The sequence below is a fragment of the Acinetobacter sp. 'aerobic (ED)' genome (assembly GCF_904886855.1).
GTDB classification, from domain to species: Bacteria; Pseudomonadota; Gammaproteobacteria; order Pseudomonadales; family Moraxellaceae; genus Acinetobacter; species Acinetobacter courvalinii.
Map to the genome: position 1 here is coordinate 148,498 of NZ_CAJHGI010000001.1, position 23,293 is coordinate 171,790.

26 protein-coding genes are annotated in these 23,293 nt (G+C 40.9%); 13 read left to right on the forward strand and 13 right to left on the reverse strand.

Features of this window, described 5'->3' with window-relative positions; genetic code table 11:
• Positions 1-197: 197 nt before the first annotated feature.
• The 5 genes from JO943_RS00750 (at position 198) to JO943_RS00770 (ending at position 1,955) form a co-directional block, all read left to right on the forward strand.
• Positions 198-359: a hypothetical protein gene (locus JO943_RS00750; protein WP_005230075.1), complete on the forward strand. Its 162-nt coding sequence runs from the start codon at positions 198-200 to the stop codon at positions 357-359.
• A gap of 91 nt (positions 360-450) precedes the next feature.
• A complete protein-coding gene (locus tag JO943_RS00755; RefSeq protein WP_032869019.1) occupies positions 451-642 on the forward strand; it encodes a hypothetical protein in 192 nt (63 codons plus the stop codon).
• A gap of 58 nt (positions 643-700) precedes the next feature.
• The gene (locus JO943_RS00760; protein ID WP_032869020.1) at positions 701-967 is read left to right on the forward strand and encodes a hypothetical protein; all 267 of its coding nucleotides are present in this window, start codon (positions 701-703) and stop codon (positions 965-967) included.
• A gap of 273 nt (positions 968-1,240) precedes the next feature.
• Positions 1,241-1,669: a hypothetical protein gene (locus JO943_RS00765; protein ID WP_032869021.1), complete on the forward strand. Its 429-nt coding sequence runs from the start codon at positions 1,241-1,243 to the stop codon at positions 1,667-1,669.
• 58 nt (positions 1,670-1,727) lie between these two features.
• A complete protein-coding gene (locus tag JO943_RS00770; RefSeq protein ID WP_005230079.1) occupies positions 1,728-1,955 on the forward strand; it encodes a hypothetical protein in 228 nt (75 codons plus the stop codon).
• Between the two features lie 71 nt (positions 1,956-2,026).
• On the opposite strand, the gene JO943_RS00775 is transcribed toward JO943_RS00770, so the two are convergent.
• From JO943_RS00775 to JO943_RS00790, 4 genes are all read right to left on the reverse strand, one after another.
• Positions 2,027-2,704, reverse strand: coding sequence for a DUF421 domain-containing protein (locus JO943_RS00775; RefSeq protein WP_005230081.1), 678 nt, complete (start codon positions 2,702-2,704; stop codon positions 2,027-2,029).
• Between the two features lie 101 nt (positions 2,705-2,805).
• The gene (locus JO943_RS00780) at positions 2,806-3,126 is read right to left on the reverse strand and encodes a hypothetical protein (protein ID WP_005285422.1); all 321 of its coding nucleotides are present in this window, start codon (positions 3,124-3,126) and stop codon (positions 2,806-2,808) included.
• 94 nt (positions 3,127-3,220) lie between these two features.
• Positions 3,221-3,427, reverse strand: a complete 207-nt coding sequence (locus JO943_RS00785; RefSeq protein ID WP_005230085.1) for a hypothetical protein — start codon at positions 3,425-3,427, stop codon at positions 3,221-3,223.
• A gap of 242 nt (positions 3,428-3,669) precedes the next feature.
• A complete protein-coding gene (locus tag JO943_RS00790) occupies positions 3,670-4,146 on the reverse strand; it encodes a CinA family protein (RefSeq protein WP_005230088.1) in 477 nt (158 codons plus the stop codon).
• Positions 4,147-4,376: 230 nt separating this feature from the next.
• On the opposite strand from JO943_RS00790, the gene JO943_RS00795 reads away from it, so the two are divergent.
• Entirely contained in the window at positions 4,377-5,786 is a 1,410-nt protein-coding gene (locus JO943_RS00795) for an iron-containing redox enzyme family protein (protein ID WP_032869229.1), read from the forward strand.
• A 10-nt stretch (positions 5,787-5,796) separates the two neighbouring features.
• Positions 5,797-7,986, forward strand: coding sequence for a catalase HPII (katE, locus tag JO943_RS00800; protein ID WP_320407882.1), 2,190 nt, complete (start codon positions 5,797-5,799; stop codon positions 7,984-7,986).
• A gap of 57 nt (positions 7,987-8,043) precedes the next feature.
• Here katE and JO943_RS00805 read toward each other — a convergent pair whose 3' ends face one another.
• The 3 genes from JO943_RS00805 to JO943_RS00815 all read right to left on the reverse strand — a co-directional run bounded on the left by JO943_RS00805 (position 8,044) and on the right by JO943_RS00815 (position 10,521).
• The gene (locus tag JO943_RS00805; protein ID WP_202739694.1) at positions 8,044-9,012 is read right to left on the reverse strand and encodes a methyltransferase; all 969 of its coding nucleotides are present in this window, start codon (positions 9,010-9,012) and stop codon (positions 8,044-8,046) included.
• Between the two features lie 54 nt (positions 9,013-9,066).
• The gene (locus JO943_RS00810; RefSeq protein ID WP_202739695.1) at positions 9,067-9,945 is read right to left on the reverse strand and encodes an SDR family oxidoreductase; all 879 of its coding nucleotides are present in this window, start codon (positions 9,943-9,945) and stop codon (positions 9,067-9,069) included.
• A gap of 147 nt (positions 9,946-10,092) precedes the next feature.
• Positions 10,093-10,521 (reverse strand): hypothetical protein, encoded by a 429-nt coding sequence (locus JO943_RS00815; protein ID WP_199972738.1) that lies wholly within the window; start codon positions 10,519-10,521, stop codon positions 10,093-10,095.
• 378 nt (positions 10,522-10,899) lie between these two features.
• On the opposite strand from JO943_RS00815, the gene JO943_RS00820 reads away from it, so the two are divergent.
• A complete protein-coding gene (locus tag JO943_RS00820) occupies positions 10,900-12,021 on the forward strand; it encodes a KGG domain-containing protein (RefSeq protein ID WP_202739696.1) in 1,122 nt (373 codons plus the stop codon).
• A 258-nt stretch (positions 12,022-12,279) separates the two neighbouring features.
• Here JO943_RS00820 and JO943_RS00825 read toward each other — a convergent pair whose 3' ends face one another.
• Positions 12,280-13,494 (reverse strand): iron-containing alcohol dehydrogenase, encoded by a 1,215-nt coding sequence (locus JO943_RS00825; protein WP_202739697.1) that lies wholly within the window; start codon positions 13,492-13,494, stop codon positions 12,280-12,282.
• 548 nt (positions 13,495-14,042) lie between these two features.
• On the opposite strand from JO943_RS00825, the gene JO943_RS00830 reads away from it, so the two are divergent.
• Positions 14,043-14,243, forward strand: coding sequence for a hypothetical protein (locus tag JO943_RS00830; protein ID WP_227614385.1), 201 nt, complete (start codon positions 14,043-14,045; stop codon positions 14,241-14,243).
• A 46-nt stretch (positions 14,244-14,289) separates the two neighbouring features.
• Here JO943_RS00830 and JO943_RS00835 read toward each other — a convergent pair whose 3' ends face one another.
• Positions 14,290-14,523, reverse strand: coding sequence for a hypothetical protein (locus tag JO943_RS00835; RefSeq protein WP_005285444.1), 234 nt, complete (start codon positions 14,521-14,523; stop codon positions 14,290-14,292).
• Between the two features lie 186 nt (positions 14,524-14,709).
• Here JO943_RS00835 and JO943_RS00840 point away from each other — a divergent pair, with 186 nt between their 5' ends.
• From JO943_RS00840 to hppD, 3 genes are all read left to right on the forward strand, one after another.
• The gene (locus JO943_RS00840; protein WP_202739699.1) at positions 14,710-15,675 is read left to right on the forward strand and encodes a 5'/3'-nucleotidase SurE; all 966 of its coding nucleotides are present in this window, start codon (positions 14,710-14,712) and stop codon (positions 15,673-15,675) included.
• An 11-nt stretch (positions 15,676-15,686) separates the two neighbouring features.
• Complete coding sequence (locus tag JO943_RS00845) at positions 15,687-16,331, forward strand: hypothetical protein (RefSeq protein ID WP_199972743.1); 645 nt, start codon at positions 15,687-15,689, stop codon at positions 16,329-16,331.
• Positions 16,332-16,866: 535 nt separating this feature from the next.
• Positions 16,867-17,922: a 4-hydroxyphenylpyruvate dioxygenase gene (hppD, locus tag JO943_RS00850; protein WP_005230119.1), complete on the forward strand. Its 1,056-nt coding sequence runs from the start codon at positions 16,867-16,869 to the stop codon at positions 17,920-17,922.
• A gap of 65 nt (positions 17,923-17,987) precedes the next feature.
• Here hppD and JO943_RS00855 read toward each other — a convergent pair whose 3' ends face one another.
• From JO943_RS00855 to fahA, 4 genes are all read right to left on the reverse strand, one after another.
• Positions 17,988-18,767: an IclR family transcriptional regulator gene (locus JO943_RS00855; RefSeq protein ID WP_150953777.1), complete on the reverse strand. Its 780-nt coding sequence runs from the start codon at positions 18,765-18,767 to the stop codon at positions 17,988-17,990.
• Between the two features lie 269 nt (positions 18,768-19,036).
• Positions 19,037-19,585, reverse strand: a complete 549-nt coding sequence (locus JO943_RS00860; protein ID WP_005230124.1) for a VOC family protein — start codon at positions 19,583-19,585, stop codon at positions 19,037-19,039.
• 19 nt (positions 19,586-19,604) lie between these two features.
• On the reverse strand, positions 19,605-20,237 hold the full coding sequence (maiA, locus tag JO943_RS00865; protein WP_005230126.1) for a maleylacetoacetate isomerase: 633 nt from the start codon (positions 20,235-20,237) through the stop codon (positions 19,605-19,607).
• On the reverse strand, positions 20,224-21,528 hold the full coding sequence (fahA, locus tag JO943_RS00870) for a fumarylacetoacetase (protein WP_005230128.1): 1,305 nt from the start codon (positions 21,526-21,528) through the stop codon (positions 20,224-20,226). The genes maiA and fahA overlap by 14 nt, the downstream gene beginning before the upstream one ends.
• A gap of 353 nt (positions 21,529-21,881) precedes the next feature.
• On the opposite strand from fahA, the gene JO943_RS00875 reads away from it, so the two are divergent.
• Positions 21,882-23,270, forward strand: coding sequence for an amino acid permease (locus tag JO943_RS00875; protein WP_032872289.1), 1,389 nt, complete (start codon positions 21,882-21,884; stop codon positions 23,268-23,270).
• Positions 23,271-23,293 lie beyond the last annotated feature (23 nt).

The window sequence follows — 23,293 nt, forward strand, 5'->3', positions numbered from 1 at the left end:
ATTGAATAATATCGAAACACATAGGTGCTAAATTTAAGATATATTTTTCAATAAGTTAAAGAGATATTTAATCGTTAGACGTATTTTTTATAATTACATAAGATTGCATTTCTTAAGAAAAGTAAAAAAAGTAACAGGGAAATTTACATGATTAATCTTCAGTATAGAGGTTGCTTAAATACATTAAGAGGTGCCACATGTTAAAAACGATTTTGACTTTAGGAACTGGTGTTGCTCTAGGTTGTTATTATAAGTCTCATAAAGATAAAAATAAATTATCTGATGAGAAAAAAGATGATGATCTGAGCATGGACGATAGTGTAAAAGGCAAGAAAGTGCTGAGCAAGTTCCTGAAATAATTTGAAAGGGAAGCTTGTGATCAAGCTTCCCTTATATTAAGCCTAAATTTTGCTAAATATAAAGTCGAGTATAAGTATAAGGAAATAATAGATGAGTACCAAAGATAATCAATTGATCGGTTCCAAGCCCCATTATAACGCTGAATATGTCCTGGACAGCATGATGGATATTGATGAGTGGGAGCGAGATTCAGCTAAACATCACAAACATTTATCTGAGCGTCGAAAAAGCCGATTGCAGCAGGAACGTAAAAAGAAGTGTGTGTGGATGATGGATGAATAGAGCAGTTCTTTAAGATTCATCTGAGTTACTCAATTAACCAAGTGAGAGGTAATGAAAAATGAAGAATTTATACGTGAAAAGTCTAGCATTATGTTGTGTATTTGCCTTTGCTGGCTGTGATAAAAACCGGGATGCCGATGATCCAATGACCAAAGGTGAAACCACCACACCTCATTCTATGGAGGCAGCACCTGTAAGCCCTAATAATGACATGCATGATGATATGCAGCATTCATCAGCACCAGCAATGATGAACGATCAAGGTACATCAGGTGTGCAGACAGGTAATACGACTTCAAATTCAGGACAATCCCCAGCCTCATAAGTTAAAAGACCCGTTGGGAAAAATGACTAAAGTATCGAGCTCATACTTTAGTCATTTTTATTATTTATAGCGGATCAAAAAATAAATAATAGCCTAGATAGTTTTTAATGTGATTTTAATCACATTAAATTAGGGTAATGCATTTTAAATCACTTATCATGTAGTGTTTATGTATATGAAGCTTAAGGGATATTTCATAACTTAAAACAATATTAACAATTGATTACTGTAAATACTGCAAAATTCCTAAATAGAATATAAAGGAATAATGTCATGCATCAATATTTAAAAATAGCAGAACAAATTTATGATCAGGTTCAAACAAAATATGGGTTTACTGACGATCATGTAGAAGATCTTAATAATTTAATGATTGAGTTAAGGAATGCTGCCAAAGATTCAGATTTTAAAATGCTTTATAATTATATTAATTTTGAAGACTTGTTAATGAAGTCCAAAGCATTATCGATTGATCTGGATGTGAGTATTTTACCGAAAAGTAAAAATAAAGGTGAATACATACTGTGGCTATCAGGCTTTGTGGAAAAACTGGTCGTTTCTACCAAGAAGACTGAAACAAAACTAAAAAATAAGGTAGTGATGCCGAATTATTATTATGATGATTCAGGCAATATTGTGAGTAAAACTAAAAATAGTGGTGAAGAAATTATTTCATACTTTAAAGATAAAGAACCGATTTAATGAAATAAAATAATCTTTCGTATTTTGCCACGATTATTTTGAAACAGGAGTTTTTAAGATGTCGAAACAATATATGTTAAAAGAAGTTGATGCGAGTAGTGAAGCAGGAGATAAAATTATTGTGGAGCAGATTTATGAAAAGCTGCCCCCGCTAGATGTAAATATAAATGATTTTTCCTGGTCACCTTTATTTAAAGTGGTCATTACCGATAAAGTGATCCCGCTGAATGATGACTTAACCTTTACCCATCCACGGACTGGAAAAGTTTTTCGTATTGGCAGCTGAAAACATGTGCTGCCCCGTACCGCAAACAAGGCGCCATATTGCAAGTTGCACGCCAGTGTGAAGGTTCTTCGCTAGTTGATGTGAGGCGTGTTTAAAGCCTCTGCCCAATCTTTTCCTTTGCAACGTGGGCATTGTTGCTGCAGATGATTTAAATGTTGGGTCATACCACAGTACATACAAGAATAAAAAAGTGCCGGATTTAATTGATCTGTCTTTTTATAATGGTTTGGAAAGAGTGGCAATCCCCATTTTGTGTCGTCATTGGCATAGAACAGCAGACTTAAACAGCCATCAGTTTCAAGCAAAGCGACTTTGACTTGTCCGAGATGTTCAACACTTTGCTGGCGCATTTCTGCAAAAAATTCATCATGGGAATATTTTTCTTTTCTCATATCCTGTATCACCATCAAGCCATCTTCGACAATACAAAGTGGTTTTCCTTCCAGCAGGATTTCCACTTTCTTGCTTTTCATCATGGCCCACGTCACCAGGCGATATAAAATAATGATAGTACACATGACCACGAAAGCTTGGGCAATCGGTGCATCATCAACAAACATCGGATCGCCAGCGGCACTGCCTAAACTCAGAATGATAGCGACCTCAAAGATTGAAAGTTGTCGGATGCCGCGTTTTCCGGATAGCTTCAAAAAGATCAGGATAAGCAGAAACATGACACAACAGCGAATGATGATTTCTACGACCAGTTCCCAAGTCGTATCGTGGATGAAAACACCGATAAGATCCATTATTGATTTACTCTTTCTTATAATTTGTAAGTGCTTATATTCTACGCAATAAAAATGAGCTTATGTTTTAAATAAGCTCATTTTTTATAGGAGAGCAGGGACTACATTTTATCCCAGGCATCTTTGATGGCTTGTTTGGCCTGTTCCCATTTTAATCTTGATTCGGCTTTCAGTTCTTCCCAAGATTCTTTAAGATTGCCTTCTACATCTTCGAACTGGGTATTACGATCGTGTTCAGATCGTGCGCGACTGCCTAACTCATACGCTTTGGAAAAGTCCCGGTCGTAATCGAGGTCTGGTGTATCCAGTGAAGCTTCCTGATAATAAGGACGAGTCACATAGCTTTCACGCCAATGATCATTTGGATCGATACTTACACGTGAACCTTGATTATTTTGATCAGTAATATTCTGATTTGTCATTATCGTTCTCCAGCAAATTTTCCAATGTATATAAAATTTAGGAGAATATTAATTTATTCTCCTAAATATTTACGGAACTCAAAATAATCAAAGCTTATTTCTGCTGATTATTCTGGTTTGATCCTTGGTTGTTAGAATCTTTTTGATTAGATCCTTGTTGCTGACGGTTGTCATTTTGCTGCTGTTGCTGCTGACGGTTGTCATTATTTTGGTTTTGCTGATTTTGCTGATTTTGCTGATTTTGTTGCTGTTGCTGTTGGTTATTGCGCTCTTGATTGCTTTGATTATTTGTATTACTCATGATCGTACACCTCATTTGGTTGTTGATATTATCTGAGTAAATCAGATGGTTTAATTAAAACATATTTTTATCGGAAGAATAGGGTAAGCCTGTTTCACTTTATTTAAATGTAATATACAAATTTTCATTAAATAATGCTTTTTTAAGAGCTTAATGGTTGTAATCAAGTTTTAATGAAAACAGTATTAATATAACTTGATATCAAAGTAACATAAAGCAACATAAAATGAGGTTTCTCCTTTTTATATATCTTTTTTCTTGATAATTTTAACAAGATTCGTGCATATGTCTTTGAGTAATCTTTCCAGCTTTTTTTCAGGGCTGCCTTTATATAGGTTTCTGAAATTATAGTTTTTATTTTTATAGTTTATGCAGTAAAAGAATGTTCCGACTGGCTTTTGTTTGGTTTCAGATCCTCCTGGCTTAAGCAAGCCTGTACAGGAAATATAAATGTCAGATTTAAAGATATGTTTGCCTTTATTAATCATTTCTTCAGTAATTTCACTTGATTCGGCGCTATATTTTTTAATCATCGCAGGAGAAATTTTAAGTACTTTTTCTTTTACTTTGAGATCATAGCAAACCAGACTTCCGCTCAGAATATCTCCAGAAAATGGGCTCAAAGAAAACTGGTAAGATAAATAACCAGCTGACGCACTTTCTAGAAAGAAGATAGAAAGTTTTTTTTGCGCGAGTAATTCGCAGGATTTCTTAAACATGGCTTTCTCGAATAAAAATCATTCATTAAATTATTAATTATTTTGAAATCTATTTTATGGATAAATAATTCAAAATATTAAAATGTAAAAATATACTTTTTATATGTGGTTGATATGAAAGGTTTTTAAATTTTACGTGTTTCAATATTAACCTGTTTTAACAAAATGTTGGTAGGAATAAAGGATGAGCAAAGTAAGGTGATTTTATAGTTTCGATTCGGAGAATGGAAATGTCTGTTGTCGTAAAAAAAAGATTACTTGATTTGTTGCAGGACGATCATAAAAATTATTACGAGTTAGTTTCTTTCTTCCTCGATGGGGATATATCTAACTTTGAAAAAGAGAAAAAAGCCGTTAATTTTTTAAAACAAGAATTTGAGATGATGAAACCGAGCAAGATTTCTTTGCCCAATCAAATTGAAGAAATCCGTGCTTGGTATAACAATGAAAATCGAAAAGTATGTCAAGACTATCAGGAATATTTGAGCCAGCGTAATGCGGGAGGCGAGCGAGAATATTTTAAAAATATCGGGCAGGCGTTTGAATTTCTACTTAAAGTTGCCCCAGTTAAAAAGGTAGACGGTTCCTGGCTATACAGCATTGTCAATTACTGGAATGATCCGGTCTTTCATGATCTGATTCTGATCTATCTGGAAGAGCTTGGCTTGGGGCAGGCAAAAGCCAATCATGTCTGTATCTATGATGATTTATTGCGTGTATTGGGGCTGGATGATTTTGAGCTGTTTCTGGATGATGAATACTACCATCAATCTGCGGTTCAACTGGCACTCGGTTATGCTCCGCCAGAGTATATTCCTGAAATCATTGGCTTTAATCTCGGCTATGAGCAGCTGCCTTTACATCTTCTTATCACCAACTATGAACTTAAAGAATTAGGAATTGAAGCCAAGTATTTCAATTTACATATTACCATTGATAATCTAGACAATGGTCATGCACATAAATCTCTGAAAGTCTTTGAAAATGTTTATAAAAAATATAAAGATAAAGATGTTTTCATGCAGAAGGTAAAACGTGGTTATGCACTCAATCAGCAAGGCATATCCTCCCGGCAAATTATTAAAAACCTGAATCTAGAAAACTTTGTTTATAAAATCTTGAAGCGTAAGGCACTCATCGGACAACTGGTACATAACGAAAAACAGTTTATTGGATGTAAATCCATTAATCAGTGGTTGGCCAATCCTCAAGAAATTGGCAGCTTCATCAATCAACTGGTTGAAAAGCGGTGGATTAAATTTAATTGTGATCCGGAAGAAAGTGTGTTCTGGCGCATGATCAGCCATGAAGACGGAAAAATGTATGGGGTGTTTACCCCAGCCGAAAGACAGATTATTCACGACTGGATTGCAGGCGAACAATACGAAACCCATGTATTGCCGTATAAGAATAGCCTAAGTAAAGAACAACCCTTACATGACTATTTATTTAGTTATATCTCGGATGGCGAACTGGAACATTTACAAAACAGAGTCAGCCAGACAGACAATTTTGCACTCAAGCTTTGTAAATTGACGCCTTTTCTCGCCCCCGAATCCCATCACAAAAGCATCGGTTTATGGAGTACGCAGAAATATGCAGAACTTTTATTTCCTTATCTAACCGCTTCACCGCGTTAAATAAGGAAACATGAGCAAAACATCTCATCATTTTTATATAGCCAACAATAAACAGGGTAGCCCAATGAATGACGATCTTAAAGAGAATAATAGCCAAAGTGCTTTAGCTGGGAATACACCAGACAAAATGAATCAAACTGACAAGACCAGACAGCTTGATCAGGTCAGAAGTGATGCGACCAATGAAGCGCTCACCACCAATCAAGGGGTCAAGATTTCAGATAACCAGAACAGTTTGAAAGCGGGCGTACGTGGTTCGACTTTACTTGAAGACTTTATTTTACGTGAGAAAATTACTCACTTTGACCATGAGCGCATTCCGGAACGGATTGTACATGCACGTGGTGTGGGTGCGCATGGCTATTTTCAGGCCTATGAAGGTAATGAACGTTTTACCAAAGCCGGCTTCCTGACTGATCCAAGCATACAGACGCCTATTTTTGTGCGTTTTTCTACCGTTCAGGGACCTCGTGGTTCAGCTGATACAGTACGTGATATTCGCGGTTTCGCCATCAAGTTCTATACCCAAGAAGGTAACTTTGATCTGGTGGGAAATAATGCCCCGGTATTTTTTGTTCAGGACGGGATTAAATTTCCGGATTTTGTTCATGCGGTTAAACCGGAACCACATAGAGAAATTCCGACTGGCGCCACTGCCCATGACACCTTCTGGGATTTTGTCTCACTGGTGCCTGAATCTGCGCATGCAGTCATGTGGGCCATGTCAGACCGTGCGATTCCGCGCAATTTACGCTCGATTCAGGGCTTTGGTGTACATACTTTCCGTCTGATTGATGCACATGAAAAAGCACGCTTTGTGAAATTTCACTGGACGCCTAAACAAGGTTTAAGCGCGCTGGTCTGGGACGAGGCACAAAAACTGGCAGGTAAAGATCCGGATTTCCATCGACGGGATCTGTATGAAGCCATTGAGCAGGGCCTGTATCCTGAATGGGAACTGGGAGTGCAGATTGTTGAAGAAGAAGATGAAATGAGCTTCGATTTCGATCTGCTGGACCCGACCAAGATTATTCCCGAAGAACTGGTCCCGATTACCCCGATTGGCAAGTTCGTATTGAACCGTAATGTCGACAACTTTTTTGCGGAGACCGAGCAGATCGCATTTTGCCCAGGTCATATCGTACCAGGACTTGATTTTACCAATGATCCGTTGTTACAGGCGCGCTTATTCTCTTATACCGATACCCAGTTAAGTCGTTTGGGTGGACCGAATTTCCATCAGATCCCGATTAATAAGCCAGTCTGCCCATTCCATAATAACCAGCGTGATGGGATACACCAGCATCAAATTCATAAAGGTCAGGCCTCTTATCAACCTAATTCGATTGATAATAACTGGCCAATTGAGATTCCGCCTGCTGCGCAGAATGGAGGATTTGAGAGTTATCAGGAGCGTATTGATGGACATAAGATTCGCCAGCGCAGTGAATCTTTCTCGGATCATTTCTCACAAGCCCGTTTGTACTATCAAAGCTTGGCACCGCATGAGCAAAAACATGTGGTAGATGCCTATACCTTTGAATTGAGCAAGGTACAGCGCCCACACATCCGTGAGCGTGAAGTACAGGAAGTGCTGGCCAATATTGATACTGATCTTGCCAAGCAGGTCGGGCAAAATCTCGGGATTGAAGTGCCAGACTTAAAAGAAAACTTCAAGCATGCCAGCATTGAAAAATCTGAAAAACTGTCTATGCAGGCATTTATTCCAGAGGATATCAAGGGCCGTAAAATAGCGGTACTGATTCATGATAAAGTCCATGCCGAGAGCTTACGTACAATTATCAACTGGTCAATTCAGGAAAATGCCATTGTGCATTTACTGACCCCAATGCTGGCGCCTGTAAAAGGCTCACGTGATGAAGTGATTCCTTCAGACGGTATGCAGAAAGCCGAACCCTCGATTATCTATGATGCGGTGGTGATTGCCGATGGTGACAATCTGGATGCCGTTTTAGCCGATGGTGTGAGCAAGCATTATTTGCTGGAAGCCTATAAACATTTAAAACCGATTGTGTTGCTGGGTGACAAAGTTGAGTTACTGGATCAGTTGGGTTTAAAACCGGATGAAGGCACGCTATTGCAGGATGATTTCCTGCAGGTGGCCGACACGCTTAAACACTTACTACGCCACCATCGTGTTTGGGACAGGGAAGCCGTGGCCGAAGCCATACCTGCCTAATACTAAAAAAAAGCTCCTATATGGAGCTTTTTTTATATCCGTTTAATAAAGTATTGCTCAGGCAGCAGAAAGCTTGACCAGGACTATGGCAATGCGCTCAATATGCTGATAGGCAGGTTGTTCCAGCTCTTCTCCGAACACATCCGGATCAATTTCTTCATAACTGTATTTAAAGTCTGGATAATGTTGCATCCAGTGATCGACGGCTTGTAAAAATTTATTGCCGTCTTGGCTGATTGCAATTCCTGTATATAAAAATAACGTGCCTTGAGGCGTAAGCCTTTTTATGCCTTCTGTGAGAATATTAAAGGATAGGTCCGTGCCATCCAGTGTATTTCCGCCGTGGCGGTATTGACGTTCATGCAGATCCATCAGATAAGGTGGATTGGCAAAAATCAAATCGAAATCACCTTCCAGAGCAGAGAACAAATTGCTGTGGATGGGAAAAATATTATCGATACCTAAAAACTTTTTATTTATCTGGCTATAAAACAGGGCTTTGGGATTGATGTCGGCCGTGAAAATTTCTGTCGTTTCAGGAAATAAGCGGGCAACCGCAATAGCCACCGGAGAAGCACCACAACACAGTTCTACACTGCGTTTTACAGTCTGGGGCTGAGTGAGCAAATATTGTTTAAGATGATAATAAAAGCGATAGGTGTCGGGACCAAAGAACACCGCATCGGTTTCAACGGTTGGAAAAGCGGAATGAATAAATAATTGATCATCCAGAGAGGCGACCCGAACAAGACTCAACCACTGCTGGTTTTCAATACGGATCAGGTGGGCATTTTTTAATATCAGAAAAAGGTGTTGATCAAGATCTTGTGGATAAAAGGGCAGATTCCAGCCAAAGATATCTTTTAAACTTCGAAGTTCATTGGGTAAATTTTGCTTACGCATAAAAATCCGTTCATGGCTGAGCGGAGTAATCACAGTAAAACGGTAATGTTTTTGTTTTAGAAAATTAAGTAAATACAGTAAAGCCCTCTGCTGTACAAGTTCCATATTCACGTGCTGATCCATGTTTTAGCCTCTTGTTTTTATTAAAAAACCTCCCGAAGGAGGTTTTTTGCTCACTTAGCCATTCACGATTTCACCACCATTGACATGGATGACCTGTCCGGTGATATAACTGGCATCATCAGACGCCAGAAACAAGTAGGCTGGCGCAACTTCACTCGGCTGGCCCATTCGTCCCATTGGCGTGTCCTGACCGAATTTTGCGACAGTTTCTGCATCGAAACTACTTGGAATCAGGGGCGTCCAGATCGGGCCAGGTGCAACACCATTGACTCGGATGCCTTTTTTCTGCTTCATCAGATTATTGGATAAACTACGGGTAAACGTGGTAATTGCGCCTTTGGTACTGGCATAGTCCATTAATTCATCATGTCCATGATAACTGGTAATACTGGTGGTATTAATAATGCTGTCTCCTTCTTTTAAATGAGGCAGCACGGCTTTGGTTAAATGAAACATTGAAAATATATTGGTTTTAAATGTTTTTTCCAGTTGTTCGGTACTAATATCGCCAAGATCTTTTTGTTGATACTGTACACCGGCATTATTAATCAGGATATTAATCTTTCCGAACACCTTAAGGATTTCTGCGACACATTTTTCTGAACTTTTGGGATCGCTAATATCTTCCTTGAGCAGTAAACAATGCTGACCTTCTTGTTCAACCAGTTGTTTGGTTTTTTCAGCATCTTGTTGTTCTTCAAGATAAATAATTGCGACATCTGCACCTTCGCGGGCAAATAACACCGCGACGGAACGGCCTATACCGCTATCGCCACCACTAATCAGCACCACTTTATCTTTAAGCTTATGACTGCCCTGATGACTTGACTTAATGATTTCAGGTTCTGGATGCATAACTTGTTGCTCTCCAGGCTGGTGTTGTTGTTCTTGCGCCAGTGCAGCTGTTGGATATTGATTCGGGTTATTACTCATCTCTAACGTCCTTTGCTTCGATTACTTTTCATCATCTTGGAAAAAGATGTTATTTTCGGTAAGGACAATGTTTTGATTAGTTGGAATTGTATTTTTTCCGTAGAAGGTGGTAAAAAAATATAAATTCTAACGATTATAAAATGACATTTAGACAATCGCTAAAATCTTAATATGGTTACTGGCAATAATATCTTCAACAAGTGTTCTGTTTTCTGTATCTTGAGTCCAGTTTTCAATGGGTGTGGTATCTGCCAAGTTGAGGATTGCTCGAATTATTTTTTCAGCTGTTGCTAAAGTACTGTTACTGACAGCAGCTTGTTGAACGTCTAACGCCTTGGAATACTCCTGTTCATTACTGCAAATTTCAATATTTTTCATATTGTTGGTCATGTACAGGATGCGCTGGAATGGCAAGGCAATATCTTTTTTTTCTACCTTATAAAACCAGTCCGAGTCATAGGCAATCCAGTCATTATGATTAATGTCGAGATGAGCCAGCAAAATTTCAGGACTGAGCAAACGGATAAAGGTCGATTGCAGTTCTATCACTGAATCTGTCTCTTGTTTTTTATTCATTTTAACTCTCCTAAAATTTTTTCTCTGCTCAATTTTTAATGTCTTCAATTCAATTGTTTTTTTAAACATATGCTTTGTATTTTTTTATGTAAACTTTAACTATTTAGATGAGGGTTGTAAATGAATGTTTATTTGTTGACTTTATTAATGCTTTTATCTCTGTGTGATTTAAAGCGTAAAAATCATCGGGTAATTTAAAAAAATATAACTTAAAAAAATCACAGATAACATGAAGATATGAATTTTAGAAAAATATAACTGAGAAACATTTAAAAGTATTGAAACATAGCGGGGTTAGAGCAAAAGCATTTTATCTCTTATGGTGAATATAGCCGCTATATAACGGCCTATATAATTTTAATAGAGGAAGAGATAATCATGGCTAATCAAGATTCTAGAAACGATGATCAAGATAATAACTCAGGTACCTCAAACCGTGGATTCGCGAGTATGGATCCCGATCGATTACGGGAAATCGCAAGTAAGGGCGGACGTGCAGCCCATGCAAGCGGAAATGCGCATGAATTTACCACAGAGGAAGCCCGGGAGGCAGGACGTATTGCCCATTCCCGCGGCAATGCGCACGAATTTACCTCTGAAGAAGCACGTGAAGCAGGCTCTTTAAGTCACAGAAATGGTCGTCGTTCTAGCAGTCGTGACGATGAGGACGACGATTATGAGGATCGCGGTGGTCGCGGCCGAGGTCGCAGCCGTCGTGATGATGACGATGAAGATGATCGTGGTGGTAACCGTTCTGGTGGCCGAGGCCGCAGCCGTCGTGATGATGACGATGAAGATGATCGTGGTGGCAGCCGTTCTGGTGGTCGTGGTCGCAGCCGTCGTGATGATGACGATGAAGATGATCGTGGTGGCAGCCGTTCTGGTGGTCGTGGTCGCAGCCGTCGTGATGATGACGATGAAGATGATCGCGGTGGCAACCGTTCCGGTGGCCGTGGCCGCAGCCGTCGTGATGACGATGATGAAGATGATCGTGGTGGCAACCGTTCTGGTGGTCGTGGTCGCAGCCGTCGTGATGATGACGATGAAGATGATCGCGGTGGCAACCGTTCCGGTGGTCGTGGTCGCAGCCGTCGTGATGACGATGATTATGATGATCGTCGCGGCAACCGTTCCGGTGGCCGAGGCCGCAGCCGTCGTGATGATGACGATGAAGATGATCGCGGTGGCAACCGTTCCGGTGGCCGTGGTCGCAGCCGTCGTGATGACGATGATGAAGATGATCGTGGTGGCAACCGTTCTGGTGGCCGAGGCCGTAGCCGTTATGATGACGACGATGAAGACGATGATCGTGGTGGCAACCGTTCCGGTGGTCGAGGCCGTAGCCGTTATGATGACGACGATGAAGATGATCGTCGTGGTGGCAGCCGTTCTGGTGGCCGAGGCCGTAGCCGTTATGATGACGACGATGAAGACGATGATCGTGGCGGCCGTGGGCGCGGCAATCAAAAACGCGATGAATATGGGCGCTTTACCAGCTAAACCCAGCGCTTTGATTGCATTCAATAATGGTCAGCGCTTTTTTAGCCTAAACTATTATTGAGTCACTCTTAAGGGATATTGAGTAAGTCTTTTACTCAATATCCTTTTTTAATGGCTATTTCAATTTTTTGGTCGCTCAACAGTTTCTAGCAGCTGTAAAACATTTGATAGACCTCAAGATTCGCAGATCAATGATTGATCGCTTATTGTATAATCGTGTGGCAGATAAGCGATCATGGTCAGCCTTTTAGATCAGTTCTATGTGTAGCTTTTTTCGGTAAGTTTATTCTCGTAAATCAGTGCTGGTTTTGGTTCTTGCCAAAGTTGTTGATAAAGCGTGATGATCTGTTCAATCGTGGGGACAACAGGATTATTTAACGGTGAACCTGAAGCCAATGCTTGCTCAGCCATAGTCTGTACCACCTGATCAAAATCACTTTTACTGACGCCAAATTCAGCTAAGCTGGGTACCGCCAAATCTCGATTAATTTCAATGAGGGTATCAATAAGCTTTTGATTGGCGACCTCATCCGAGTCATCATAATCCGCACAGCCGATCGCTTTGGCACATTCTGCATAGCGCTCAGGTGCGGCTTGAATTGAAAATGCTGTGACGCTAGGTAATAACATGGCATTCGACAAACCATGAGGGACATGGAAAAAAGCACCAATTGGGCGGCTCATGCCATGCACTAATGCAACAGAGGCATTGGAAAAGGCAATGCCTGCCAACGTTGAGCCAAGCATCATCTTTTTACGCGCAGATTCATTGTCAGGCTGGTGATACACTTTTTGCAAATTTGGTCCGATCAGTTTCATTGCAGCGATTGCTTGCGCATCACTATAGGGACTGGCTTTTTTACTCACATAGGCTTCCATGGCATGGGTCAGTGCATCAATTCCTGTATCTGCCGTGGTTCGGGCAGGCAGTGACATCGTCAGTTCATAATCGATAATCGCTGCAACAGGTAAAAAACCTAAACCCGCACAGAGCATCTTTTCGCTGGTCAGGTCATTGGTAATGATGGTGAAACGTGTACATTCTGAACCTGTTCCTGCTGTGGTCGGGATGGCAATAATCGGAAGACCTATTTCATTGACTTGGCGGGGAAATTTATAATCAGCGATGACACCACCGTGTTTGCTTAAAATGCTGATTGCTTTTGCACTGTCTATCGGGCTACCGCCACCAATCGCGATAATGGCATCATAAGCATGGTTTTTGACATGCTCAACACCTGCTTCAATCGAGCTCGAGGTGGGTTCGGGAATGGTTTCATCAAAGTAATCACTGTCGATCTGTTCGGCCTTTAATATCGCTTGAATCTGTGCGATGTATCCTAGTGAAACCATCATCTTATCGGTAATGATCAGTGGTTTTTTTGCACCTAAACTTTTCAGAATCAGCGGAAGCTTGCTTCGTGCATTTTTGCCAATTTCCATAATCCTTGGCAGATTAATTTGATGAGACATTGTTATAAATCCTATTCTTGATTCTTGTATTTTTATATCGTGATACAACCTGTATCATTATTTATGTATATATTTTACCCGTACGCAAGTCAAACAAAAAAAGGCGTGGACTTTTCAGAAACCAATCCTATGTACTCACTTCTATTTTTGACTTCGTGATTCAATTATTCATTATCTCGATCATCTAAAGCTGGAAAAATTCGTCTCCAACTGCCTTATAGCAAAGTAATTTATCTGGAAAAGAGTCATCAATGACCTCATCGCATACCCATCAAAAATGCTCAACAACATCGTGTAGAAAGCTAAGCTGATGAAAAGGGAATGGAAAGGCATCTGATCCGTCATAGAACTGTCATCACCTCCGACTATGCTGGTTCTACAACAACAAGAAATGGTTGGTTAGAGCATAAAAATAATAATTTTGATGTTTTCTAACACAACATTCTGATGGCTTCTGAACCCACTTCGGTGGGTTTTTATTTCCGAAGGAGTAAGGTCTAAAGTATATGTTTGAGCTAGAAAATAAAGTGTGCTTGAGAAGGCAAAAAATGCGTAAAAGTGAGCAACTGTTTATCGCATATAAAAAGTTCCTGCAAGAAAAGAAGCGTCAGAATGATGAAAACAGTCGCCTGATTTTTATTGTCAATTATCTGGAAAAAATCAATTTTGCATTCTATGGCATGGATGGCAAAGAACAGTTGATTACTGAACTGGAAAAATATTATAACGAAAATGAAATTCTGATCTAAGCCCATACATTATAGATAGAAACACCTGCCTTTTCAGGCAAGAACATTATTCCAGCTCAAGTTGATAGTCATCTTTGGTGACTTTGATTTTTATCTTTTTATATCTTCTTTTATTTGGATTTAAGGCTGAATCGGTGACTTCTGTGGCGAAGTTTGAATTTCCCATAAGATGATAATAGGCCTTATAGCCAATTAAAATTTTTTGCGGTCGGGCACCATGTTCATGACTATACGCATCCAGCAGTTGGGTCAGTTTTTCGAAGGTTGATATCTCGGTCATGGTTAATGCTCTGTTAAGGCCTCATTCATTATTTATTTAAACTAATCGAACTTTGTTAAGAATTTAAGACAGTCACTCACATTTGAAGCCGCTTGTTTTCTAAAGCATTTAAGAGGGCTGGGTCATAAAATTTTCATATTCCGGCACTATTGTTTCTAGCAAATATTTTTGAATAGTGATCGAAGGATGAACAAGCATTTTTGGGGTGGATTAATTTTAGCGGGCTGTAGCATGCAGACCTTTGCTTTAAATATTTTAATTGTTAACGATGATGGTTTAACCAGTAATGTCAAAGCGCTGTATGACGAGTTAAAGGCCAATGGTCATAGTGTGCTGGTCTCTGTGCCATGTTCACCGCAAAGTGGGCGTGGCGGGGCGATCGTGATGTACAGTGCCAGCGTAATTTCAGCAGACAATGATAAGCAGATTGCGGCTGAAAATGGCTGCCATAATGGAGCAGCAGCGATTGGCGCACCAGCCGCAGGCCCATTTAGCAAAGCCGGTTATAACAATGGCGACTGGAACTATGTGCACGGTACACCGGTTATGGCCACTGCGTATGGTCTGGATGTGGTTGCCAATAAGCGCTGGGGCAAAGCCCCAGATCTGGTCCTGTCTGGACCCAATGAAGGGCAGAATGTTGGTCGGGTGGTGGTTCATTCTGGCACGATTGGCAATATACAATTTTCGGCAGCCCGAGGTATTCCATCGATTGCCTTAAGTGCAGACTCCAATACGGTGGATGACAAGACCTTAAATAATGCCAATTCCGTGATTGTGGCAAAACAGACAGTCGTATTATTGAAAGAGCTGCAAAATAAAGCCGGACAGGGTGCTTTGTTACCGAAAGGCATTACCCTGAATGTCAACTTTCCAAAGAACTTAAGCAATAGCACGCCGTTCGCGTTTTCGAAAATTGGCAGCTATGACCTGTACAACTTTAATTTTAAAGTCAGTAAAGATGATAAAGGTGCCAATCAATACGGTTTAGGTTTTGGCATGAATTCCAGTGCCCCGACAGCAGCTCAAGCAACAGATGAAAGTGCAGTGGTGCAAAGCAAGATAGCAGTGACTGCAATGCAAGTGGCCTATGACCATCGTCCTGCAGCGCAACAATGGCTCAAGATCCGTCTTAAAAACCTGTTTAAATAAGGGGAAGGCCAATGCAACGTTGTTTATGGATATTACTTCTTGGCTTAGCCTTGAGCGCTTGTCATGATGACAACCATGACCGGCAAGAACAGCCCGTCGAGAAGCCTGAGCCAGTGCCTGCTTTAGCGGTGGGTACTTATTCGGTCAGTATCGAAACCGATCAGGAATTGCCGACAGTGGGTAAATACTATTCAGGTGCGGATGGCAGCAAGCTGGTGGTTTTGAATGATGCGCAAGATCGTGCTCAGATCGTAATGCATTATGATGTAGCAACTAACACATGGCATAGCAATCAAAGCGATAAAAATCTTAGGCTTGAGTTTGCCCACTATGAAAAAATTGCTGATCAAAAGCTAAGTGTGAATGAGCTGGTGGGACGCTATGCCTTATCTTTGGCTGATGGCAGTTCGATTCCAGTTGAAGTGAAAGCGCAAGGGCAAATGCTTTCACTCGATCAAAACTGTCGCTTTACAGCAAAAATCAGTGAAAGCCTATTGGCAAATATCGCGAGTTATCAACTCACTGAAAATAAATGTTCAGCCTTAAAGAATAATGAAAAAGGCTATATCGTGGTCGATCAGGATCTGGAACCGGCTGCTTTCAGATTGTTATCAGATCGCATCGGTGCTCAGGATCTTTGGGCATTTCCATCCTAAAATGCGAGCATACCGATAAATGTGTGTTATCGGTATGCCTTCATCTTCTATATTCCTTATTTCTAGACCTTCTTGATTTTTGTTCAAAATAATATTCTGCTTCTGAAGCGCTGATTTTCTGCTCTTGAGACCAATGTCTGATTTAGTTCATGGCATTTTTCTTTTTAAATTCTGTCTCCTGCAAGAATTAGCCCGAATGGAGCTTAAAACAGCTGATGTTAGATAAGAAAAAACCTATAAAATTACACATAACATAATTTAATTATGTATTGCATAAATTCAATCTTTCTTGTAGCATGAATTTATGGTTGAGGGCCTATGCAGAAAAAGTTCATACTTTACGATTGCATGGGCTTACTTATGGAAGGAAAGGTTTCAACACGGATGCTTTTGACATACTTATAAAAACACCGGTGACCTTTTCTAAACGTAATGCATCGTAGTACCAGTTTGTTGAGTCAGCTTAGATTAGCCAACACAAAACATGGGAATTTGCATTCACAACGGATGAATTAATCTAAATAAGGGAAACTAGATGGACATTTTAGATAACCCATTAGAACTATGTGGTTTTGCTTTTATTGAATTTGTTTCGACGGAAAATGGATTAGACCAGATCTTTGAAACAATCGGCTTTACCAAGGTGGCGAAGCATAAATCTAAAAAAGTTTATTTATGGCGCCAGGGTAATATCAATATCATTTTGAATTACCAGCCAGAATCCTATGCTTCATTCTTCTTTAAAGAACATGGTCCATCTGCATGTGCAATGGGCTTTAGAACCCGTGATGCAGCCAAGGCATTTAAAAATGCAATTGAACTGGGCGCAGAGCCGATGTACTCACAAGCGGGTCCAATGGAATTGAATATTCCTGCAATCAAGGGTATTGGTGGTATGCCAATCTTCCTGGTAGACCGTGATATTTATGAAAATGACTTTGTTTTCTTTGATGATGTCGAGCGTAATCCAAAAGGCGCAGGCTTAAATGAAATCGACCATTTAACCCATAACGTTTATAAAGGACGTATGGAATACTGGGCGAACTTCTATGAAAAAATCTTTAATTTCCAGGAAATCCGTTACTTCGATATTAAAGGTGAATATACCGGTTTAACCTCGAAAGCCTTGACTGCGCCTGATGGCATGATCCGTATTCCATTGAATGAAGATTCAGACAAGGGTAACGGTCAGATTGCCGAGTTCCTTGCGGACTTTAATGGTGAAGGCATCCAGCATATTGCCTTTATTACCGATGACCTGATTTCAACATGGGACAAGTTAAAAGGTTTAGGCATGGAGTTTATGACAGCACCGCCTGAAACCTATTATGAAATGTTGAAAGAGCGTTTACCGGATCATGGCGAGCCAACTGAAGAGCTGCAAAAACGCGGTATCTTGCTGGATGGCAACACCAAAGATGGTCAGAAAAAATTGTTATTACAGATTTTCTCGCAAAACATGCTGGGGCCTGTCTTCTTTGAATTTATTCAACGTAAAGATGATGATGGCTTTGGCGAAGGTAACTTCAAGGCACTGTTTGAATCAATCGAGCGTGATCAGATTCGCCGTGGTGTATTAGAAGCCAAATAAGCTAAAACTTGAAGAAACGAAAAAGCCAGAAAGTTCACTTTCTGGCTTTTTTTGCTGCCTAAAAATTAACGGGTTTGAATATATTGATTGATGGCAGCCACTTCGCGTTTAAACAGTTCCAGTTTTTCACTGCCTTCCTGCACCGAGAAGAACATTTCACTGTCCAGCGCCACGATACAGAACTCCATCGAGTGATGTGCATTAAAAATTGGTAAACCCACCGCATTGATGCCGACCAGCAGATCGCCTTGTGCTATGGCCATACCGTGTTGCAGTGTCGTTTGTTTAAGGGTAAGGAACTCATCCCAATTGCCCGGTTTGATCGGGTAATGGTTCTGTGCAGCTTTATCCCATTCAGCCAGCATCAGCGGCTTAATGATCGCCTCTGGCATATAAGACGCAAATACCCGTCCCGCAGCGGAGTTGATTAGAGGCATAACCGAACCCACTTTGGTGACAATTGAAATCGGGTGGTTTGACTCAATGGACTGCACCACGAGCGGGCCTCTAGGCGACCATTTACTGATCTGGATGCCGCATCCAATCTTGTTTTGTAATTCGTAAATCAGATGCTGTACCAGTTGTAATACATCGGTATGCTGAATACAGTTTAGACCCAGACGCCATGCCTGATCACCCAAGGCATACTGACCATCTTCAAGCTGTTTGGCATAATTCATGCGGATCAGGCTGACCAGATAACGGTGAACCTTGGCAGGGTGCATATCCAGTCGGCTAGACAGTTCTTTTAATATAATCGGTTTGTTATGTTCCAAAAGGGCATTGAGTACGGCTAAACCGACCTCAAGTGATTGAACCCCACCAGATAACTTTTCTTCAATCATTCACTAACCCTTAATCTGCATACGTTCGCGATCCGTATTTCGTTTTACTGCAGTACATAATGCCTGAGCATAAGCTAAAATAGAAATCACCTTTTTAAATGATTCAAATAGGTGAATTGTATAAGCATACAATTGTTTTTAATCAGCTTACACGATATTTGTATGACAAGCATCGATCAGCCATGAACAGCCGATACCTGACTTAAATTCAGACAATAAAAATCGGCATTGAAGCGATAGATCCCCAATGCCGAGCGCTTGAACCTGAATTAGGCGCCTAATTCATCTTCATGCAGGAAGTGCGTATGATGTGGGGCACGTTTGGTTCGGCTCCATTCGTCCAGCATTTCCAGTTTCATTTCTTCGGTAATGCGTGCAATTTTTGCATCAGCATGGACATCATTGTAGGTCAGCTCCAGACGGTGACCATTAGGATCAAAGAAATAGATCGAATGGAAAATACCATGGTTGGTGACACCGAGCACCTTGACCCCGTTTTCTTCCAGATGTGCTTTTGCTGTCATCAATGCATCTAAGTCTTCAACTTCAAAGGCAATATGTTGCACCCATTGTGGTGTATTTTCATCACGTCCCATTTCAGGCTGGGTCGGGAGTTCGAAAAATGCTAGTACATTGCCTTGTCCGGCATCGAGAAAGAGATGCATATAAGGATCAAAGGCTTTGGTAGACGGCACATGGTCTTCTGCAAAGGCCAGAATGAAATCCATGTTGAGCATTTTTTTATACCATTCCACGGTTTCTTTGGCATCTTTACAGCGATAGGCCACATGGTGAATTTTTTTAATTGCAAAGCTCATGATAAAACTCCTTTTATCGCTATTCCCAATCTGGTTGTTGTTCTGGTGCAGCATGTAAAAATGCTGGAAGGGTTAGACAATGTTGATAAATCGATTCAATTTTTGGAAAAGCGCTTAAATCTATTTTGAAGCGCTTGGCGTTATAGACCTGAGGAATCAGGCAACAGTCAGCAAAAGTGGCTTGTGTGCCAAAACAGAATTGCCCATTGGAATGCTGCAACTGTTTTTCCAGACTTTTAAAGCCTTCAATAATCCAGTGCTGATACCATTGATTTTTTTGCTCATCGCTGACCGCAAGATCATTCTTGAGATATTTCAACACTCTCAGATTATCCAGCGGATGAATGTCACAGGCGATGACCTGAGCAAAGGCCCGTACTTGAGCGCGCTCAATCACATCTTTAGGCAACAGTGGCTTTTCCGGATACTGTTCTTCCAGATATTCCAAAATACTGAGTGACTGGGAAAGCGCATGATCCTGATCAATCAGCGTAGGAACAAGTTGGCTCGGATTCAGTGCAACATAATTTGCCTGTTGCTGTTCATTTTTGACCAAATGAACAGGCTGGGTTTCATAGGCAATCTGTTTCAGGTTCAGCGCAATACGGACACGGTACGCGGCCGAGCTACGAAAATAGCTATACAGTTTCATAGCGCTCGTCCTTTTGTTCATTAAAAGCAAAGTGACGTGCGGGTAAAATGGTATTGGCAACTTCGCCAAAGCCCACGCGAATGCCATCTTTTTCACAATAACCTTTCATGACCACACGATCGCCGTCTTCAAGGAAACCACGTGTTTCACCGTTGGATAGCTGAAGTGGCTTGGTGGTATTCCAGGTCAACTCAAGCAAGCTGCCGTAAGAGTTTTCAGTTGGCCCTGAAATGGTACCAGAGCCCATTAAATCGCCAACCTGAACATTACAGCCTGCAATGGTGTGGTGGGTCAGTTGTTGTGCCATCGACCAGTACATATATTTAAAGTTGGTCTGGCAAATCACTTCTGCTTGTTGTGTTTGAGGGGTTTGCACTTCAACACTCAGATGGATGTCATAGCTGTTGGCAACATTTTCCTTTAAATAAGCAAGAGGTTGCGGTTGTTGTTCAGGGCCTTGCACTTTAAATGGCGCTAAGGCTTCCATGGTGACGATCCAAGGAGAAATCGCGCTGGCAAAAGTCTTGGCATTGAACGGGCCTAGCGGAACATATTCCCATTGCTGGATATCACGTGCTGACCAGTCGTTTAAGAGCACCATCCCAAAGATATGATCCCATGCATTTTCAATCGCAATCGGTTCACCCAGTTCAGTCGCTTTACCCACCACAAACGCCGTTTCCAGCTCAAAGTCGAGCTTGCGTGTTGCTGAAAAAACAGGACGTTCTTCATTCGGTAACTTGATCTGACCAGAAGGGCGGACAATATCTTTGCCACTGACGATTACAGAGCTGGCACGACCGTTATAGCCTACTGGCAGTTCACTCCAGTTCGGGAGCAGTGCATTTTTCGGGTCTCTAAACATGGTGCCCACATTGGTGGCATGTTCTTTAGATGAGTAGAAATCGGTGTAACCAGGCACATGCACAGGTAAATGCAGGGTAATGCTGTCTTGTTTGAATAAGGCTTTCTGGCGTAAATCTGCGTTATCGCGTAATGCCGGATTTTCAGCAGACAGTAAGCTTTGTAAGGTTTTACGAACGGCTTGCCAGTTTTGCTTACCGGTCTCGATAAATTTATTCAGTGTGGTTTGATTAAAACAGTTCGGCACACTGCTGTGGAGTAGGCCATCTGCTTCCAAAGCTGCAAGATCGAGTACCCAGTCACCAATCGCAACACCAACACGCTGATTGCCTTGTGCTGTTTCGCTAAAGATACCGTACGGCAAATTATGAATTGTGAAATCTGATTGCGGATCAATCTCAAGAAAACAGGTTAATTGTTGTGCCATGCTGTACCTTCCTTGTTTCTCATTCTGTAAAAACGATTAAATTTTTCATCTTGCTTGGTTCAAGTTTTTGAAAAAACGACAGATATTTTTCGTCTTATCTATTGAGCAGCTTGGGCTCAAACAAGAAATATTGACTTTATGATTTCTATCATACTGAAAATAATTAATTACGCAATACATAATTTAATTACATTATTCATAATATTTGTTATTTATTGAATTTTCTGTTTATATGCGCGGTTATCTGAAAAGTAAATCAATTATTTTTTGATTTGAGGTAGGCATTGGTGATTAATTTATGATATACGTAATTTTAGACAAAAAAATTACGCGACAAGGACGAGAATAATCATATGTCAAATCAGGAGCAAGGAAACCTGAAACATGGTCTGAGCAATCGGCACATCCAGCTTATTGCGCTAGGTGGTGCGATTGGTACAGGTCTGTTTCTTGGAATTTCCCAATCAATCAAGCTGGCGGGTCCCTCAGTCATATTGGGTTATGCGATTGCAGGACTGATTGCATTTCTTATGATGCGTCAGCTAGGTGAAATGGTGGTGCAAGAGCCAGTCAGTGGTTCATTCAGTCATTTTGCCTATAAATACTGGGGCTCATTTGCAGGCTTCATGTCGGGCTGGAACTATTGGGTACTCAATGTTCTGGTGTGTATGGCAGAGTTAAGTGCAATTGGCCTGTATATTCAGTATTGGTGGCCTGAAATCCCGACCTGGGTTTCGGCACTGGCTTTCTTTATTTTAATTAACGGTATCAACCTGTTACACGTCAAATTTTTTGGCGAAATGGAGTTCTGGTTTTCCATTGTCAAGATTTTGGCAATTTTGGCCATGATCGCCTTTGGTTCCTATTTGCTTGCAACCGGCACAGCAGGACCACAGGCCAGCATTAGTAACCTTTGGGCATTGGGTGGATTCTTCCCGTTTGGTGTTGAAGGTTTAGTCATGGCGATGGCAGTCATTATCTTTGCCTTTGGTGGAATCGAGTTGTTTGGTATTACTGCGGCTGAAGCGCGTGAACCAGATAAAACCCTGCCAAAAGCCGTCAATCAGATTATTTATCGTATCTTGATTTTCTATATTGCGACACTTTTCATTCTGTTTGCATTATTCCCTTGGAACCAGATGGCACAAGGCGGAAGTCCATTCGTGATGGTGTTTGCCTCACTGGACAGTCAAGGTGTGGCGACTTTGCTTAACTTTGTGATTCTGACTGCAGCCGTATCAGTTTATAATGGGACCAGCTATTGCAGCAGCCGTATGCTGTTAGGTCTGGCTCAACAAGGCAATGCACCGAAATTCCTCAAGCATATCAATAAGCGGGGGATTCCAACCAATGCCGTTTATCTTTCAGCTTTCGTGACGGTTTTATGTGTATTGTTGAACTACGCATTTCCTGAAAAAGCATTTGGTCTATTGATGATGCTGGTGGTGGCTGCCATTGTGATTAACTGGGTGGTGATTTCGTGGACACATCTCAAGTTCCGTAAAACCATGCAGGCTCAAGGTGTTACAACCAAATTCCCAAGTATTGCCTATCCATTTAGTAATTATCTTTGCATGATCTTTATGCTAGGAATCTTGGTAGTGATGTCATTAACACCAGATATGCGTATTGCGGTGATGATGATTCCTGGCTGGATTCTGTGTTTAATGCTGGCGTATTATTTGAAGCAGCGTAAGTTGAAAAATGCGCAACCCAGTGTTGCCTTGAATACAGATGCATAAATTTTGAATAAATGATGTAAATA

Excerpts from the sequence above, each read along its gene's own strand:
- JO943_RS00775 (WP_005230081.1), bottom strand. The coding sequence starts at position 2,704 with ATGGATCTTATCGGTGTTTTCATCCACGATACGACTTGGGAACTGGTC.
- JO943_RS00875 (WP_032872289.1), top strand. The coding sequence starts at position 21,882 with ATGTCAAATCAGGAGCAAGGAAACCTGAAACATGGTCTGAGCAATCGG.
- JO943_RS00795 (WP_032869229.1), top strand. The coding sequence starts at position 4,377 with ATGTCTGTTGTCGTAAAAAAAAGATTACTTGATTTGTTGCAGGACGAT.
- JO943_RS00750 (WP_005230075.1), top strand. The coding sequence starts at position 198 with ATGTTAAAAACGATTTTGACTTTAGGAACTGGTGTTGCTCTAGGTTGT.
- JO943_RS00770 (WP_005230079.1), top strand. The coding sequence starts at position 1,728 with ATGTCGAAACAATATATGTTAAAAGAAGTTGATGCGAGTAGTGAAGCA.
- fahA (WP_005230128.1), bottom strand. The coding sequence starts at position 21,528 with ATGGCACAACAATTAACCTGTTTTCTTGAGATTGATCCGCAATCAGAT.
- katE (WP_320407882.1), top strand. The coding sequence starts at position 5,797 with ATGAGCAAAACATCTCATCATTTTTATATAGCCAACAATAAACAGGGT.
- JO943_RS00790 (WP_005230088.1), bottom strand. The coding sequence starts at position 4,146 with ATGTTTAAGAAATCCTGCGAATTACTCGCGCAAAAAAAACTTTCTATC.
- JO943_RS00755 (WP_032869019.1), top strand. The coding sequence starts at position 451 with ATGAGTACCAAAGATAATCAATTGATCGGTTCCAAGCCCCATTATAAC.
- JO943_RS00820 (WP_202739696.1), top strand. The coding sequence starts at position 10,900 with ATGGCTAATCAAGATTCTAGAAACGATGATCAAGATAATAACTCAGGT.
- JO943_RS00760 (WP_032869020.1), top strand. The coding sequence starts at position 701 with ATGAAGAATTTATACGTGAAAAGTCTAGCATTATGTTGTGTATTTGCC.
- JO943_RS00785 (WP_005230085.1), bottom strand. The coding sequence starts at position 3,427 with ATGAGTAATACAAATAATCAAAGCAATCAAGAGCGCAATAACCAACAG.
- JO943_RS00860 (WP_005230124.1), bottom strand. The coding sequence starts at position 19,585 with ATGAGCTTTGCAATTAAAAAAATTCACCATGTGGCCTATCGCTGTAAA.
- JO943_RS00830 (WP_227614385.1), top strand. The coding sequence starts at position 14,043 with ATGCGTAAAAGTGAGCAACTGTTTATCGCATATAAAAAGTTCCTGCAA.
- hppD (WP_005230119.1), top strand. The coding sequence starts at position 16,867 with ATGGACATTTTAGATAACCCATTAGAACTATGTGGTTTTGCTTTTATT.
- JO943_RS00825 (WP_202739697.1), bottom strand. The coding sequence starts at position 13,494 with ATGTCTCATCAAATTAATCTGCCAAGGATTATGGAAATTGGCAAAAAT.
- JO943_RS00855 (WP_150953777.1), bottom strand. The coding sequence starts at position 18,767 with ATGATTGAAGAAAAGTTATCTGGTGGGGTTCAATCACTTGAGGTCGGT.
- JO943_RS00765 (WP_032869021.1), top strand. The coding sequence starts at position 1,241 with ATGCATCAATATTTAAAAATAGCAGAACAAATTTATGATCAGGTTCAA.
- JO943_RS00805 (WP_202739694.1), bottom strand. The coding sequence starts at position 9,012 with ATGGATCAGCACGTGAATATGGAACTTGTACAGCAGAGGGCTTTACTG.
- JO943_RS00780 (WP_005285422.1), bottom strand. The coding sequence starts at position 3,126 with ATGACAAATCAGAATATTACTGATCAAAATAATCAAGGTTCACGTGTA.
- JO943_RS00835 (WP_005285444.1), bottom strand. The coding sequence starts at position 14,523 with ATGACCGAGATATCAACCTTCGAAAAACTGACCCAACTGCTGGATGCG.
- JO943_RS00810 (WP_202739695.1), bottom strand. The coding sequence starts at position 9,945 with ATGAGTAATAACCCGAATCAATATCCAACAGCTGCACTGGCGCAAGAA.
- JO943_RS00840 (WP_202739699.1), top strand. The coding sequence starts at position 14,710 with ATGAACAAGCATTTTTGGGGTGGATTAATTTTAGCGGGCTGTAGCATG.
- JO943_RS00815 (WP_199972738.1), bottom strand. The coding sequence starts at position 10,521 with ATGAATAAAAAACAAGAGACAGATTCAGTGATAGAACTGCAATCGACC.
- maiA (WP_005230126.1), bottom strand. The coding sequence starts at position 20,237 with ATGAAACTGTATAGCTATTTTCGTAGCTCGGCCGCGTACCGTGTCCGT.
- JO943_RS00845 (WP_199972743.1), top strand. The coding sequence starts at position 15,687 with ATGCAACGTTGTTTATGGATATTACTTCTTGGCTTAGCCTTGAGCGCT.